Here is a 14,966-nt window from a genome sequence, read left to right as displayed (position 1 = left end):
GATTGATTTTGATAAAGGGGGAGTCGTTTACCGACTTGGGAATGACGAGCTGGTTTCTTCTCCCCAGTCGGGATGCGATGAGGCAAGGCGATTGCATCGGGCTAAGGTGGATAGCCTCTTTCCCAAGTTAGAGCGAAATCCCTATGCCGGTGAAGTGATGGGGAAAAGGAGACTGATGGAAACAGGCCATTTTACCCACAGAATGATGAGAGCAATCTTGCCGGATCAGAGGGTGACGGACAGATTTGGTTACTGGTGGATACGAGTGGATAATCCTGATCTATGAATACCATAGAGAATTCTTGTGTGATGGTCATGTGGTTGACTTATAGATGGAATTCTATGGCAATGCTTTCATCTATAATTTTTCTCCATTTCTTTAACCTATTTTTTGCCCATCCATTTTGGAGGATGCTATGGTGGTTTTAGGTGCAAATTAGGTGCAGCAACCGATTCGTAGTCGGTAGGTCGTGAGAGTCAAAGCCCATCACTGCAAGAGTTTAATTGCTGAAGCCGATGATGAGATTTGAACTCACGACCTACCGATTACGAATCGGTTGCTCTACCACTGAGCTACATCGGCAACTACCATCCTTTAGTATAGCATAGACTTAGGTTTTAGACTAGAATTTACAGGGAATACGCAAAAGAAAAGATTCAAACTCAACGTTGAATGACAGAACGCGCTTTTTGGTTAGCCTGGTCACAATTGCCGAAGGTGGGCCCGGTTTTGCTACAAAGAATTGAGGCTCGGTTTGGCAGTTTGGCAGCCGCGTGGCAGGCGGATGCGATCGCCCTTAATTCTGTAGAAGGAATCGGAATCAAAACCGCACAATCCTGGGTAGCTCATCGTAAACAGCTCGATCCGATCGCCCTTTTAGAGCAGCATTTACAAACTAATCCTCAATTTTGGACTCCTAGCGATGCCCTTTATCCACGCTTATTATTAGAAATCCCCAATCCTCCACCGGTACTCTATTATCGAGGAATAGTGGAACCCGAAGAAAATCAAGGAATCAGACCAGCCGTAGCCATTGTGGGCACTCGCGATGTGACTGACTATGGCAGGCGATGGACCTATCGCCTCAGTAAACAATTAGCCCAACGGGGATTTACAATTGTCTCCGGTATGGCTCAAGGAGTGGATACTCAAGCCCATCGGGGATGTTTAGACGCAGGAGGGCGTACCATCGCTGTTTTGGGAACTGGAGTTGATATAATCTATCCTCCGGGCAATCAATCCCTTTATAACCAGATCCTCGAACAAGGATTAGCGATCAGTGAATATCCCGCAGGAGTCCAACCCAACCGGGCCCATTTTCCCCAACGGAATCGCATTGTGGCGGGATTGAGTCGAGCTGTATTAGTCACTGAAGCACCGACTCAGTCGGGAGCATTAATTACCGCCAGATTAGCCAATGAATTTGGTCGGGATGTGTATGTATTGCCTGGCCGAATTGATGATGAGAACTCTAAAGGATGCCTGGGTTTAATCAGTAAAGGGGCACAGGTGCTGATCAATGAAGGGTATGTATTAGACCTGTTGTCCCAAATTCCAGAACTCGATCGGGTGATTCCCAGAGAGAATGAACCCACTCAACAGTTATCCTTATTTTCCACATCTCCTAAACCCGTACCTGTACCTGCACCTGTTCCTTCATTACCTCCTTTGCAACAGAAGGTATTAGACGGCGTAAAGATGGAGGCGACTTCCCTGGATGCGATCGTACAGCAAACGGGATTAAGTGCAGCAGAAGTCTCCTCAACCTTAATCGAATTAGAGCTATTGGGATTAGTGTCCCAATTACCTGGAATGAGATACCAGCGTTAAAACTGTCCTATCTCAAGGCAGAATTGAGAAAATTATCCAGATCGCAATCCGATCTGCTTGAAAGTTAAGCTGGACAAGCAATTTCTAGGAACTGCTGGCCCATGGTATTCGTCAGTCCTCCTTGAGCCAAAACCTATACTGTCAGTTTTGCCGGAACCTTGGGGGATAGATCTTCTTATAGTTGGGGAAATCCCTAGAACAAGTCTCTCAGTTTTATCTTATGAACACGCGATCTATTCTCACTCTTCTTTTAAGTCTTTCCTCAACGGTCTTTATCTCTTCTGTGCAACCGGCTTATGCCAACCCTGTGAAAGAGACAGAAATTAACGCCCAATCCTATGCACTCATGGAAAAAGCGACGATTTGGAAACAACTCCCCACACCAGACCAAACTATTACCGCTTTAGACATTAGTCCGACAGGAAATTTTGCAGTGGGGGGGAGTGAAGAGGCGATCGTTCATTTATGGGATTTAAGAGCGCAACAAGTGGTTCGTGACCTGCACAGTCATACCGCCAAAGTTACCTCAGTGGTGTTTAGTCCTAATGGACGAACTTTTATTAGTGGCAGTACTGATAAAACGATCAAAATTTGGAATTTAGCCATGTTAAGGTTAAACATGACTATCTATACAGATCGTGAAATTCATTCCTTAGCTGTAAGTCCCCATGGACAAACCTTTGCCAGTGGTAATGAGGATGGTATTGTAGAAGTTTGGAATTTAAATACGGGTAAAAAAAGACGAGAATTTAGTACACCAATACAGTCAAAAGTTGAAGTCTCTTATAGTGATGATGGTAACTTTTTAGTGACTCGTTATCCCGATCGCGATATCGTCCATTTTTGGAATCCGCTGACTGGAGAGTTGTTAGGCTCTAATCTTGCCAAAGATCCGTTGCCTGTAGACCAATGGTCAGAGATCGCTTGTAGTGGTTTATCGGAATCGCTAGGGGATAACCCTGGTAGTGAGAGATTTTGGTCAGAGCTTTGTGGCGAGATCTCTTCTACTGCTCAAGGAAACTTGTGGGCTAATATTGACTCTCATTCTATTGTTCTGTGGCGTTTGCCCAATCCTGTCAAATTCACCGCTAACCAAGGTTCAAATCCCAATTTACTTGGTTCCGAAGAGGCGATCGCCAGCATCCCCTAAACCGGGTAAAATATAGCCATGCTCGTCTAAGCACTCATCAATGGCAGTCGTATAAATTGGGATATCTGGATGTTCTTCTTGAACATGCTCTAACCCTTCGGGAGCGGCTAATAGACAGACAAACTTAATCGATGTTGGGTTCAGTTCTTTTAACCGACTAATGGCAGCAACAGCAGTATTACCAGTGGCTAACATGGGATCGACAATGAACATATCTCGCTCTTCCACATCATGGGGAACCTTGAGATAATACTCAATGGGAATCAAGGTTCTCGGATCTCGGTATAAGCCAATATGTCCCACCCGCGCAGAAGGAATGAGTTCCAACATGCCATCTAAAATGCCTTGTCCCGCTCGCATAATGGAAATCACTACCATTTTCTTTTCTGGCGCTAAAACTGGCGCTTCCATTACCCCTAAAGGAGTCTTAATCTCTTCTAATTTTAAGGGTAAATCTCTGGTCACTTCATAGGCAAGTAACAAGCTAATTTCTTTAAGCAAGGAGCGAAATTTAGCTGTACTGGTTTCCTCACGACGCATGAGAGTTAGTTTATGAGCAATGAGGGGATGGTTGATAATGGTGACGTTGGACATTAGGGATATAGCGCTTCGCGCTAGGGAATAAGGAATAGGGAATAGGGAATAGGGTTGTGGTACATGGCTTTGAGCCTTTAAGGCTGTACACCATAACAGCGAGAAGCGCTGTAGTACTTCGCGCTGGTAATTGGGTAATGGAGAATAGGAATGGATAACTGTAGAGTTGACAGTGGATTATTGATAATTATAAGCTGTAGCCATTGATATATGCCCGATCTGTGGTTACCGTAGTATTTTACAGAAACGATTGACTGGGGCAATCGATCGCGCGGGAAGTGCCTATGAAGCGTTCCCAGAGTTACGCTACACTCTAAGAGAGCAGTCCATTGTTCCCGATATTACCATGATTGGCGGCGATCGCATCCCTTGAGTTGTGTCACGGCACTAGAAGACTGTGCCATCACTATCAATAAATAGGGGAGGAACTCCACCAGAGCGAAGTTGAGCAGCAATTTTCCGCCCTGCTGTCCAACTTCCTCCCTGTAAAAGTTTGACCAGGGGAAATTCATCAGCAGTTAAGTTGAGTTTTTGGCGGATAATTTCGGTGAGTTTGTCAAGTAAAATTACGGTCAAAGCACGCCATTCAATAATGAGTTCTGAATCGACTTTATGAGGGATAGTAAGTTGGGATTGATCTTTAATTTCTAATCCCCCTAGATCTAAAAAGAGTCCACCATTGCGATATTCAGGTAGCCCGGTGAGTTGATTTAAGTCGGTGATAGTTAAACCGAGTTCTTGCAAAGGTTCAAGAAGTGAATAGGTTAACCATTGGGAGAGTTTATGAAATGGGATGAATTGGGAGCCTATTCCAGTTTTAGGTAAAGCAGTATGTTGCCAAACATCCCCTAGGTTCACGCCATTGAGGGTTAAGCGTCCAGGCCAAATTTCTCCAAGGCTCTCTAGAATCGTTTGGAGAATAGTAAGGGCGGACAAACGATTATTTTCGGTTTGTACTAGCCAACCGTGGATTAAATCGCTGGGACGCGGGGGAGAACCAGGGAAAAATTGGGGGGAGTCAGAAAGGACTTTACCGAGTTTTTGCAGGAGGTTCAGTCTTCCAGAGATACCGACTAAGGGATTTTCAGGGGTGACTTGGAAGGCGGTTTCTAGGGCAGGTTGAGTGAGGTTTTGTAGGGCGAGACTATCGACTTGATAAGGATGCTTTGGAGTGCTGGAAAATAGTCCTTGGCAAAAGGAGTGAAAACTAGCAACGGCTAATCCTTCGGAACGGTTATAAGTGTTCGCTGTGTTGGGTTCTTGATAGTGCCATTGCACCCCTGCACCAGCATCTAAGAGGACGCTGATAATAGCTAAATCGAGTTTAGATTTAGCTTGCTCTAGATCGGAATAGCCAGATAGTGAGCGTTGCAGTTGTTCTAAACGGGAGTTGCCTCCGACTTCAAAGTGTCGCCACCGGGAATGAAAGGGAACGTTTAGATCGGGATATTCAGCGCGAATGACTTCAATGACGTAATCCGCAATATCGGGTAGTTTGGATAAGTGGCAGCGAAAGCTTGATAGTTGGTCAGATTGGGCTAAATCGAATAGGATTGAAGCGCGATCGCGAATTGTTTGCGGCGATCTCAACTGTTTAATAACCTCCTGCATTTATCCTCCTATCCCCCAGACGCACCTAAACTGGCTAATACTTCCCGCAAGATATCCGGCGGAACTTGGTCAGTAATCTTTGCTTCCGTGTGTTCTGTGGGTAGAATAAACCGCACGCGACCCGATTTTACCTTTTTATCGGTTTGCAAGCTATCTAAAATGCTCTCAATGCTCACTTGTGAGGGAATGCGCGTGGGTAAGCCAGTTTTTTCAATTAATGCTAATTGACGCTGATCCCAATCTTGTCCCCAGAATCCCATCTTCAGAGCTATTTTACTGACAGCTACCATCCCGATCGCCACGGCTTCGCCATGAATCACCTGCTCATAACCCGTTAAACTCTCGATCGCATGACCAATCGTATGCCCATAATTGAGAATTGCCCGTAACCCGGCTTCCTTCTCATCCTCACTCACCACCTGCGCCTTTGCTTCACAGGAACGAGTTAAAATTAAGTTCAATAACTCTGGTTCAATCTCCTCAAACCGATCCAGCCGTTTTGACCGTTCAAGTTGCTTAAACAGCTCTAAATCCCAAATCACTCCATACTTAATGACTTCCGCCATTCCTGCGCGAAATTCGCGCTCTGGTAGAGTTTTTAGTACCTGGGGGTCAATCCAAACGAGGCGCGGTTGATAAAATGCCCCAATCAGATTTTTGCCCAAGGGATGATTGACTCCCGTTTTACCACCAATGGAAGCATCCACCATGGCGAGTAGGGAGGTGGGGACTTGGACAAAGTTGACTCCTCTGAGCCATGTGGCAGCCGCAAACCCAGTCATATCGCCAATTACACCACCACCAAGAGCGACGAGGGTAGAGGAGCGCTCTAGACGGTTTTCCAGGGCACAATCATAGATGGTTTGAATAGAGTCGAGAGTTTTGTATTGTTCTCCTGCGGGGATCAGATGAGAGTAAACGGTAAAACCAGCATGGGTTAAGGAGGCGATCGCCTGTTCTGCGTAGTAATCGGAGATCGTAGGATTAGACACCACCAGCACTTTTTTCCCCAAGCTTTTCATGTCCGAAGGAAACTGAGCCATACGAGGACCAAGTTCGTCAAGAGAGGCTGGGGCGATCGCAATCTCATAAGACAGTACCCCCAACTCCACCCGCACCGTAGACCCTGAAACCAATCCATCTATCATCGCTTTGTGGTTCAACTCTTTGTCAATCAGTTGTATTCTAGTTTACGGAATGTTGGGATTAATCTCAAGACTGAATCACTGAGTTAACAAAAGGAGAAAAAACATGAGCATTGGTGGAGCCATTACCTACTTTGCTTTCCTCGGAGGCATGATTGGTGTAGCCCTGACCCTATGGTTTGGACTACGGGCGATTAAGTTAATCTAAAATTACCCACCCTGTGCCCTTCGACTGCGATCGAGGCACAGGGATGGGGAAATGGGGGCACACGAAGACGATCTTCTATTACCTATTCCCTATTCCTTGTTAGTATGAAGACTCAACGGTTAAAAACTCTGTTAATTGGGAAATTTTCCCTGTTCCGTCTGCTGCGATCGGCGATCGCCATTTATACCATTCTCTGCATCTACATTTTCGCGATCGCAGACAGTAGAATCTTTCTTCCTCCAGATACCACCTATCAAACCTTACCCCAGAGCGTTACCCTCACCTCTGAACCGGGAATCAACATTACCAGTCAATATCTCCCCAACCCCAACGCTACCTATACTCTCCTCTATAGCCATGGGAATGCTGAAGATTTGGGGATGATTCAACCGGTTCTCGAACATTTGAATCAACTGGGATTTAGTGTCTTTGCCTACGACTATCGAGGCTATGGAACCAGCGAAGGAAAACCTACAGAACGAGGGGCGTATCAAGATATTCGCGCTGCCTATACTTATCTAACCGAAACGCTGAAAATTCCTCCGAGTCAAATTGTTCTCTATGGTCGTTCTGTGGGTGGGGGCCCGTCTATCGATTTAGCCACCCAAACGGCGATCGCAGCTTTAGTGACTGAAAATACATTTATTTCTGTCTTGCGGATTGTAACTTGGATACCTCTATTTCCGTTCGACAAATTTAATAATATTGGCAAAATAAATAAAATCAGCGCTCCCGTGTTAATTTTCCATGCAACTTTGGATCGGGTTATTCCATTAAGCCATGGTCAGGAACTCTACCAAGTTGCTAATGCGCCGAAAATGTTGGTTCCTATTGAGGGGTTAGGGCATAATGATTGGATGGGAAGAGTCGATCTCTATAACCACAATCTACAAGAAGTGAGCAGAGGACAGGCGATTCCAATATAGCGTCTAGGCAAGAGGCAACAGCTACAGGTTTCAGATACGCGAGTATGGGCAAGATTGAACCAGGAATGAAAACTAGCCTCCCTTTGTGGCAGCGATGCCGCTCATTGGTGTGCGAGCAGATTTGGCCTAAGCTCTCAACCATTTGCAAAGATTCCCAAAATTCCTGGCTTGATTGGGTTACGGTAAGAAATTCAGTGGTTATTGTCACGTTAACCACTACGGTATTAGTGGTGGCATTGAGAAAAATAGGCTGGACTGAATCATCGGAATTGTTGATCTATGACCAGTTTACCCAGTGGAGGGCGATCGCCGAAACTGACGATCGACTCTTAATTGTCAGTGTTACGGAAGAGGATATTCAGGTGCAACAGAGGTATCCCCTATCCGATGAAACCATCGATCGGCTTTTACAGAAATTAGAGGCCCATGAGCCAAGGATTATTGGTTTAGATATCTATCGAGATATTCCCCAAAATCCCGGCCGCGAGCAATTGATCGCCTATTTACAAGGGGAAAATAATCGTACCGTAGCTGTTTGTCAACTGAGCAAAGGAGACGATGATATTGGGGTTCCTCCCCCTCCCGGAGTACCGAATAAAAACCTCGGATTTGCCGATGTGGTGATTGACAAGGATGGGGTAATTCGTCGCAGTTTGTTGTGGGGTAGACCCTTGCCTTCTTCTAGATGTCAGGTCAAACAAGCCTTTTCGCTGCAACTGACGCGCCATTATCTAACCGATGAAAATATTGAAGTCAAACCCTCTGAAGGGACTCTGATGTTAGGTTCAGTGCCTTTAACCCGTTTACAAGCCAATACGGGAGGTTATCAGGGAGTGGATGCTCAGGGCTATCAAATTTTATTGAAATATCATTCTCCCGATCGCGTGGCTCGCAAAGTAACGTTAACCGATGTTTTGCAAGATCGGGTCGATCCGAGTTGGATACGCGATCGCATTATTCTGATTGGTGTCACTGCTCCTAGCTTAAATGACTACTTTTATACGCCCTACAGCCGAGGACAAGAAAGCAATCATCAAATGCCAGGGGTAGAAATTCATGCCCAAATGATTAGCCAACTTCTCAATGCGGCTTTAGAGGGTCAACCGTTGATGAGAACCTGGTCAGATCGGGTGGAAATCCTCTGGATTCTAGGGTGGGCAGGAGTGGGTGCTGTGTTAAGTTGGAAGATTAATCATCCGTTGCATTTATCGGGAAGTTTGGCGATCGCCCTCTTAGGTTTAGCTGGAAGTAGCTGGTGGTTCTTTCAATCTTCCCTGTGGGTTCCCTTATTTTCCCCCATGTTGGGATTATTGATCGGCAGTAGTGGAGTCTTTGGGTATCGGTCTTATCAAACCGAAAAACTGCAACAACAAATGGCTGCACGGGTAAAACAACAAGAGAAAGATTTGAAGCTTTTGCAAACTTTTTTGGAGGAACAAACCCAACGACAAGATGCCACTCAATTAGAAAGTTCAGAAGAGACGAAAACTTGGACAGAAACTGAGGGGTATGAGGAGGCTGAATGTACCCAAATTGCTCCGGCAAATACAGAGGAATGGACTCAACCGATGAGTCTATTAGGAGGACGTTATCAGATCACGAAAGTATTAGGAGCGGGAGGATTTGGGCAAACCTATTTGGCTCAGGATATTCAGCGACCTCGACATCCCATTTGTGTGATTAAGCATCTACGACCGTTGCAGACGGAGGGGAATTTCTTTCAGGTTGCCCAACGATTGTTTAATACAGAAGCGGAGATTTTAGAGATTGTCGGGCAACACGATCAAATTCCTCAATTGTTTGCCTATTTTGAAGAACATCAAGAGTTTTATTTAGTTGAAGAGTACATTGAAGGCAGTTCTTTAAGTGAAGAATTGGGACAAAATCATTGCTTAGATGTGGATCGAGTGGTGGCGCTAATATTGGATATTTTGCAAGTGTTGTCGTTTGTCCATCAATATCAAGTCATCCATCGAGATATTAAACCCAGTAATATTATTCGTCGCCAGAGCGATCGCAGCCTTTGTTTAATTGATTTTGGCGCAGTTAAGCAGTTTGCTCCCCATTTAGATGAAGAGACAGAACGGTTTACAGTGGCGATCGGCACAAAAGGTTATGCTGCTCCAGAACAATTGATGGGGCAACCAAGACTCTGTAGTGATGTTTACTCTGTAGGCATGATTGCTATCCATGGTTTAACTGGCATTCCTCCCCAGAAGTTACGCCAAGATTGGAGCAGTGGTAGCGCGATTTGGCATCATTTGGTTGAGGAAACGGTAAGTGTGGAACTAATGGATATTTTAGACCAAATGGTAGCTTATCATTTCCGCGATCGCTATCCCTCTGCGGTTGAGGCGATCGATGCCTTGAAAAAATTAGGTTGAATATAACGATAACTAACTAAAGATCCAATAACCGCTGCTCATTCACTTGTGTCTGCTCCAGATTATGTCCTCCACCCGTTAAGGCAGAGCAGATATATTAAATAGAGCATCAAGATAAACCCGTGCTGCCTTCCGATAGCTAGATTGATGGCTCTCTGAACTCTGACCATTTCCATTTTGCAGCAAAAATAGGGACAAGGCCGCAGAAAATACCCGCTCTTGATCCCAATCGGGATGGTTTTCTAAATAGCATTGGATGGATTCGTGGAGGTCTTCAGGTATTTCTGCCAGAATACTCACAGTTGTAGTATGCATATGCAGCCCTCTAGGGTTGGGTTGAGTGGATGTTGGCATGATGCCTTGCGACTCTATTGTGTGCTACGCATGGGGGGTCTTGTCAATGTTGCGAAATATTAAAAAAGCCGATCATTTTTTGTTACAGAAACGATGGAATAAGGGTTTGAAGCCAATTTTTGTTACATAACTTTATTTTTCTTGGATAGGGAATCGAGATCGTCACCCCTCGAGGAAAATCCCCAAGTCAAGCCTAGTGATACGGTGAGATAGGAGTTCCGTCAGATTAAGGTTGTGTAAAATTCTGGAGAAGTTGTGGAAAAGACCAGGGAAACTTGTGGAAATGTTGTGGAAGTTGTGGGGAAAAGAGGGGGAAATGATAAGAATTACAAATTTTGGGATGGGGAGGTAGGGAGATGGGGAGAATGGAGGGATAGGGGGATACGGAGACGCGGTGACGCGGTGACGCGGTGATTGGTGTGTAGCATGAATAAATGAATTTGATATGAGTTTACGTCTAATGGGAATAAAAATATGAATCCATCAGACGTAATAGTTCATTATTAATTGCTAATTATTCATTGTTCTTAGGCGGCTGATACACTCTCTTTTGGCCAGGTGTGGCCGAGGGCTGTAAAGACTTGGCGCTGTTCAAAGAGGAGAACAAGATCGGGGTTAATTTTGCCGTTGTCGGCTTCTTCATGGAGAATTTTCATGACGATATCAAGGGGAAGGCGACGCTTATAGGGGCGATCGGCAGCCGTGAGCGCATCATAGATATCGGCAACGCTCATCATTTGGGTTTGCATAGGGATATCTTGTTGATGGAGTCCTTGGGGATATCCACTGCCATCAAGTTTTTCGTGGTGTCCGTAGGCGATCGCCGGAATATCTTGTAAACCTTTTGTCCAGGGAATGCGCTTGAGAAACTCGTAGGAATGGGTGACATGGGCCTCGATCGCCAACCGTTCTTGAGGGGTTAAATTACCTCGAACCACCAGTAACTGAGCGATTTCGTCGGATTTGAGTAAGGGTTTCTGTTGACCATCCACATCTCGATAGGTGAATTGAGCAATCTTTTCTAATTGCTGCTTGAACGTCTGATAATGACTCTTGAGTTCTTTTGTTTCAATGGCTAAGGGATGCTTGAGGTCTTCAATTAGGGCTAAAGACTCTCTTAAGTAGGCGATCGCCTGATTTAATTCTTGGTCTAATTGTGCCAAACGATCGCAATGGGGACAATACTCTTCCGTATCTTCTGAATGGTGATGACTGGGATGTTCCACCAAATACTTAAATTTCCGTTGATAGCACTCCATTTCTAATGTCCGTTGAGCCAAGGAAAACCGATGGCGAATCACTTCTAACTGTTCGGGATAAAGCTTTTCCCGCTTCCCTAAAATCGTTTCCGGAACCAAGACTTTACCAAAATCATGTAGCAAAGAGGCATAGCGAATTTCTTGAAGTTGCCGGTCATTAAACCAAATTAAATGGAGAGGGCCTGAGTGAATATCATTCACTTCTTGAGCTAATCTAACAGTTAATTCTGCTACCCGTTCCGAATGCCCAGAAGTGGTCGGATCGCGGGCTTCGATGACTTGTACAGAGGCTTTTACGAAACCCTCAAATAGAGTTTCAATACTTTGTTGTAAGTGATTTCGTTCAATGGAAATAGCAGCTTGGGAAGCGAGCGATCGCACAATTTGCTCTTGAAACTGGCTAAATGGTAAAGTGTTCTCTAGAGCATTAGCGGCGGTAATGTGCAGATCTGGTTGGTGTTTGCGATTAATTAACTGTAATACTCCAATGACTGTCCCTTCATTATTTTGCATCGGCAGCACCAAAACCGAACAAGTCCGATAAGCAAAATCCTGGTCAAAGCTGCGATCGAGTTGATAAGGAACGGAAGAGGGGAGCTGGTACGCATCGACAATATTTAAGGTATCCCCAGTCAGAGCCACATAACCGGCTAAACTTTTCGGAGTTAAGGGAATTGCAAATTCCTGAAACAGACGGGTTGAGATCGAATCATTTTGGGCGGTCTTAAAAATTAACTCTTGGGCATCTTCTTTGTGGTTGACTAAATAGACACTTCCGGCATCACTAGAGGTAATTTCCCGACTTTTGGACAAAATCAGATCTAATAACTGTTGTAAATCGTGACTCCCTGATAGAGCTGTACCAATAGCGAGGAGTTCTTCCACTAAGTTGGCTCGTTTAGTTGCTTCATCTGCATCTTTTTGTACAACTAAACAGGCTAATTCGGGATGCTGTTCATCCATGATCTTAAGTCCTCATTGGCTTTTGCTGAACTGATGCACCCGATAGAACTTTGGAGAGTTGATAGGTATACCTATCTTCTATCCACGTCTGTCTTGGTTCAGAGGTAATGCGAAACACCCAAGTAAGAATACTATAGTGGTTTTTCTAGTATATCTTGAAATTAGTTGCAACAAGTTTTAAAGAGTTAAACTAACTTGTGTTGTCTATCTCTGAAGTGATATTACTTCAACTCTAGCTTGCTATCTATTGAGAGGATTACAGAAGACGATTAACAAGGGGGTAGAGTCCCCTTGTTAAGTAAAGTTTCCCTGATTGAATAATGTCAGTTTTGATCGAGGGAATTTTGCAGCTAATTTGACCCAAGAATGGAGATTATAGAAAAAGAGAGTCTAAACGTTTCAGGTTATTCAAAACTGACGTGAAGTAAAGTTTTATTAACCCCTGACGATCGCGGCATTAATCGCCTAACTGGGGACAGGTTTTTGTACTCCACTTACACTGATAGACATAGGGTTTTTGCCAATCGAGGGGAAGTTCTAGTAAGTCGCGGGAACCAGTGAATCCTTGGCCGAAAAACAGTAAGACGGCGACACAGTTCAGGATAATGTGGGCCATGCGCCATTTATGGGAGCGATCGCGGTAAATATCTTGTACGATCGCTAAAGAGAAAATCATTAATAGGGCCGCAGTAATACCATAATAATAGTGAGAAATATACCATTCATAGCCCCGTCGAAACACGCCGTCTTGACAACCTAGAACGACTAGACCCATACCTGCACCGGTTGCAAATACGCCTCGCCATAATTTAGAGCCACGTTTACTAACGCGAAAGAGAAAAACTAAGGAGGTAATAGTAGCAGCAAATAACAGGGCGACTAAAATAGTTTCAACGGCACTAGAGCGAGGTTTATCAATAAACAAGACATAAGCAAGGGCAACTAAGCTGATGCCAACCACAGAACCCGTGAGCCACTGGCCAATTCTGACATGATCTGGGCCAACGATAGTCGGAATTTTGCTTTTCTCTCCCGCAGCAATTGCCAGTCGTCGTTGACGAGTTTGCCAGGCGAAGTGAACCACAATACCAATGAGGGGATAAACGAGGGCTACAGCTAGGGTAGGATGTATTATAGCGAGTATATCTTTGGTGTCCATAGATTTTCAGTGAGGTTAATGGATATTTTCTAGCCTATTCGAGATGGGGCGATCGCAGATTAATTCTTTCTGAGTGATTCTTGAGATAATCCTTACCTCAGATTCAAGCGAGATCTTGACCCATGGGTTACAACGGTATACAGGAAAACTTTCAGGGAAAAAGGGGGACTGATTACCCCTAACCCGTGACCGATTACCAGCGCGTAGCGCTTATGGATATCAACAACCTTTTAAATCAACTGTCCAACCAGGAACAAGAATTACAAGAGCAGGAGTTTCTTGCACCTTGTGTGGCGGGAGGAGGAGTGAAAACTAAGATCGCTTCTATCGCGTATCGTTTTCAACCACAACCAGCGGACTTTGAAGGCTGGGGCATTTTCAAACCCCTCGATACGCGGACGGCTCAATGGGTAGATGAGCCAACTTTGCCGCAAATTAGTGAGTATTTAAATTTGCTCAACCCCCTAAGATTTTGGCTCAGTTATCGCCTCAAAGGACAAACTTGGTTAGCTTATCCCGTGAATGGAGATGAAGCGAGAAAACGCTATGGCATTACTCAACCGACTCCGGTTAATTTGGTTACTGAGGGTGGGGCATTTGAAACGATTATCGCCCGTGGAGATGGGGCTACCTGGTGGTTTGAAAGTGTCGATCGCCGCGCAGACCCGAAAATTACGGATACGCTCAAGCAGCACTTAAAACAGTTAACCGATCCAGAAACACTCCAATTTTCGGGCATGACTCCAGAAGCGAAAATTACTTATGAATTGGTTGCTGGGCAGCAGGAAGAATTTGGTTCGGAAAAACGCGATCGCCGTCGGTTAAATCAAGCGCTGAAACAAGGGGGAGGATCGCTACAAGAATTTGCCGATCGAGGAGACTATTGGCGAGTAGAGTGGACAACGGCGGATGGAGAACACCATGTTTCTGCCATTAGTAAAGGGGATTTAACCGTGATGAGTTCGGGGATTTGCCTGAGTGGGCGCGATCGCGACTTTGATTTACAATCCCTAGTAGGCGTGATGGAAAATCGAGATTAATATGGTGGCAGAATGAGCATAATGATGGAAGCCGGGAATTGTAGATAATTAACCTGATGGGAGAGACAATATGGAGCCTCTTGCATTAAATATGGCAGCCTTACAGCACTTTTCGATGTTATGAGGTACAGTAATCGAAATTTTCCTTGAGAGTGCCTTCCCATGAAAAGCCGGAAAAATGGGCATTATAGCGTGAAAAATGGCTCAAGGGGTGACAAGGTAGCTCAAAGGTGGCTATAGCGACCTTTTTCGGTAGTATTTTGCTGAAAACCTCAACTCAATGGTCGCGATCGCATAACTATAGCATCAGGTTAGAGGGTTACTTGCCCAAAAAATCGCTGG

Annotated in this window: 14 protein-coding genes and 1 tRNA gene; 8 read left to right on the top strand and 7 right to left on the bottom strand. The window is 44.9% G+C overall.

Annotated features, from left to right (window positions below):
• Positions 1–286, top strand: a 286-nt coding sequence (locus tag J7545_RS10790; protein WP_318719542.1) for a hypothetical protein, incomplete at its 5' end; no start/stop codon positions are given.
• 225 nt (positions 287–511) lie between these two features.
• Here J7545_RS10790 and J7545_RS10785 read toward each other — a convergent pair.
• Positions 512–583: transfer RNA gene (locus J7545_RS10785), tRNA-Thr, on the bottom strand.
• A 90-nt stretch (positions 584–673) separates the two neighbouring features.
• Between J7545_RS10785 and dprA the strand changes: the two genes are divergently transcribed.
• Positions 674–1,831: a DNA-processing protein DprA gene (gene dprA, locus J7545_RS10780; RefSeq protein WP_318701254.1), complete on the top strand. Its 1,158-nt coding sequence runs from the start codon at positions 674–676 to the stop codon at positions 1,829–1,831.
• A gap of 220 nt (positions 1,832–2,051) precedes the next feature.
• Positions 2,052–2,981: an eIF2A-related protein gene (locus J7545_RS10775; protein ID WP_318701252.1), complete on the top strand. Its 930-nt coding sequence runs from the start codon at positions 2,052–2,054 to the stop codon at positions 2,979–2,981.
• Here J7545_RS10775 and upp read toward each other — a convergent pair.
• A complete protein-coding gene (gene upp, locus J7545_RS10770) occupies positions 2,943–3,575 on the bottom strand; it encodes a uracil phosphoribosyltransferase (protein WP_318701251.1) in 633 nt (210 codons plus the stop codon). The two genes, J7545_RS10775 and upp, sit on opposite strands and share 39 nt — an antisense overlap.
• Before the next feature lie 250 nt (positions 3,576–3,825).
• On the opposite strand from upp, the gene J7545_RS10765 reads away from it, so the two are divergent.
• Positions 3,826–3,948: a hypothetical protein gene (locus J7545_RS10765; RefSeq protein WP_318701250.1), complete on the top strand. Its 123-nt coding sequence runs from the start codon at positions 3,826–3,828 to the stop codon at positions 3,946–3,948.
• Between the two features lie 14 nt (positions 3,949–3,962).
• Here the strand turns inward: J7545_RS10765 and J7545_RS10760 are convergent, their stop codons facing one another.
• Both J7545_RS10760 and aroB read right to left on the bottom strand, forming a co-directional pair.
• On the bottom strand, positions 3,963–5,186 hold the full coding sequence (locus tag J7545_RS10760) for a URC4/urg3 family protein (protein ID WP_318701249.1): 1,224 nt from the start codon (positions 5,184–5,186) through the stop codon (positions 3,963–3,965).
• A gap of 8 nt (positions 5,187–5,194) precedes the next feature.
• Positions 5,195–6,334 carry a 3-dehydroquinate synthase gene (gene aroB, locus J7545_RS10755; RefSeq protein ID WP_318701248.1) on the bottom strand — a complete coding sequence of 380 codons (1,140 nt, stop codon included), beginning with the start codon at positions 6,332–6,334 and terminating at the stop codon, positions 5,195–5,197.
• Between the two features lie 103 nt (positions 6,335–6,437).
• On the opposite strand from aroB, the gene J7545_RS10750 reads away from it, so the two are divergent.
• From J7545_RS10750 to J7545_RS10740, 3 genes are all read left to right on the top strand, one after another.
• Positions 6,438–6,539: a cytochrome b6-f complex subunit PetL gene (locus J7545_RS10750; RefSeq protein ID WP_271936917.1), complete on the top strand. Its 102-nt coding sequence runs from the start codon at positions 6,438–6,440 to the stop codon at positions 6,537–6,539.
• A 104-nt stretch (positions 6,540–6,643) separates the two neighbouring features.
• Complete coding sequence (locus tag J7545_RS10745) at positions 6,644–7,465, top strand: alpha/beta hydrolase (RefSeq protein WP_318701247.1); 822 nt, start codon at positions 6,644–6,646, stop codon at positions 7,463–7,465.
• Between the two features lie 65 nt (positions 7,466–7,530).
• Complete coding sequence (locus J7545_RS10740; RefSeq protein ID WP_318701246.1) at positions 7,531–9,849, top strand: CHASE2 domain-containing serine/threonine-protein kinase; 2,319 nt, start codon at positions 7,531–7,533, stop codon at positions 9,847–9,849.
• A 78-nt stretch (positions 9,850–9,927) separates the two neighbouring features.
• On the opposite strand, the gene J7545_RS10735 is transcribed toward J7545_RS10740, so the two are convergent.
• The 3 genes from J7545_RS10735 to J7545_RS10725 form a co-directional block, all read right to left on the bottom strand.
• Positions 9,928–10,164, bottom strand: coding sequence for a DUF2811 domain-containing protein (locus J7545_RS10735; RefSeq protein ID WP_318701245.1), 237 nt, complete (start codon positions 10,162–10,164; stop codon positions 9,928–9,930).
• Positions 10,165–10,730: 566 nt separating this feature from the next.
• Positions 10,731–12,425, bottom strand: a complete 1,695-nt coding sequence (locus J7545_RS10730) for a GAF and HD-GYP domain-containing protein (protein WP_318701244.1) — start codon at positions 12,423–12,425, stop codon at positions 10,731–10,733.
• Between the two features lie 457 nt (positions 12,426–12,882).
• A complete protein-coding gene (locus J7545_RS10725) occupies positions 12,883–13,584 on the bottom strand; it encodes a DUF4079 domain-containing protein (protein ID WP_318701242.1) in 702 nt (233 codons plus the stop codon).
• A 212-nt stretch (positions 13,585–13,796) separates the two neighbouring features.
• Here J7545_RS10725 and J7545_RS10720 point away from each other — a divergent pair, with 212 nt between their 5' ends.
• Complete coding sequence (locus tag J7545_RS10720) at positions 13,797–14,624, top strand: hypothetical protein (protein WP_318701240.1); 828 nt, start codon at positions 13,797–13,799, stop codon at positions 14,622–14,624.
• Positions 14,625–14,966 lie beyond the last annotated feature (342 nt).

This window comes from Roseofilum sp. SBFL (genome assembly GCF_017746885.1).
Lineage (GTDB): Bacteria > Cyanobacteriota > Cyanobacteriia > Cyanobacteriales > Desertifilaceae > Roseofilum.
This window is presented reverse-complemented; position numbering and strand designations above follow the sequence as displayed.

What these genes read in the sequence shown, in the direction of transcription:
- dprA (WP_318701254.1), top strand. Translation starts at nt 674, where the DNA reads ATGACAGAACGCGCTTTTTGGTTAGCCTGGTCACAATTGCCGAAGGTG.
- J7545_RS10760 (WP_318701249.1), bottom strand. Translation starts at nt 5,186, where the DNA reads ATGCAGGAGGTTATTAAACAGTTGAGATCGCCGCAAACAATTCGCGAT.
- J7545_RS10725 (WP_318701242.1), bottom strand. Translation starts at nt 13,584, where the DNA reads ATGGACACCAAAGATATACTCGCTATAATACATCCTACCCTAGCTGTA.
- J7545_RS10720 (WP_318701240.1), top strand. Translation starts at nt 13,797, where the DNA reads ATGGATATCAACAACCTTTTAAATCAACTGTCCAACCAGGAACAAGAA.
- J7545_RS10775 (WP_318701252.1), top strand. Translation starts at nt 2,052, where the DNA reads ATGAACACGCGATCTATTCTCACTCTTCTTTTAAGTCTTTCCTCAACG.
- upp (WP_318701251.1), bottom strand. Translation starts at nt 3,575, where the DNA reads ATGTCCAACGTCACCATTATCAACCATCCCCTCATTGCTCATAAACTA.
- aroB (WP_318701248.1), bottom strand. Translation starts at nt 6,334, where the DNA reads ATGATAGATGGATTGGTTTCAGGGTCTACGGTGCGGGTGGAGTTGGGG.
- J7545_RS10740 (WP_318701246.1), top strand. Translation starts at nt 7,531, where the DNA reads ATGAAAACTAGCCTCCCTTTGTGGCAGCGATGCCGCTCATTGGTGTGC.
- J7545_RS10750 (WP_271936917.1), top strand. Translation starts at nt 6,438, where the DNA reads ATGAGCATTGGTGGAGCCATTACCTACTTTGCTTTCCTCGGAGGCATG.
- J7545_RS10730 (WP_318701244.1), bottom strand. Translation starts at nt 12,425, where the DNA reads ATGGATGAACAGCATCCCGAATTAGCCTGTTTAGTTGTACAAAAAGAT.
- J7545_RS10735 (WP_318701245.1), bottom strand. Translation starts at nt 10,164, where the DNA reads ATGCATACTACAACTGTGAGTATTCTGGCAGAAATACCTGAAGACCTC.
- J7545_RS10745 (WP_318701247.1), top strand. Translation starts at nt 6,644, where the DNA reads ATGAAGACTCAACGGTTAAAAACTCTGTTAATTGGGAAATTTTCCCTG.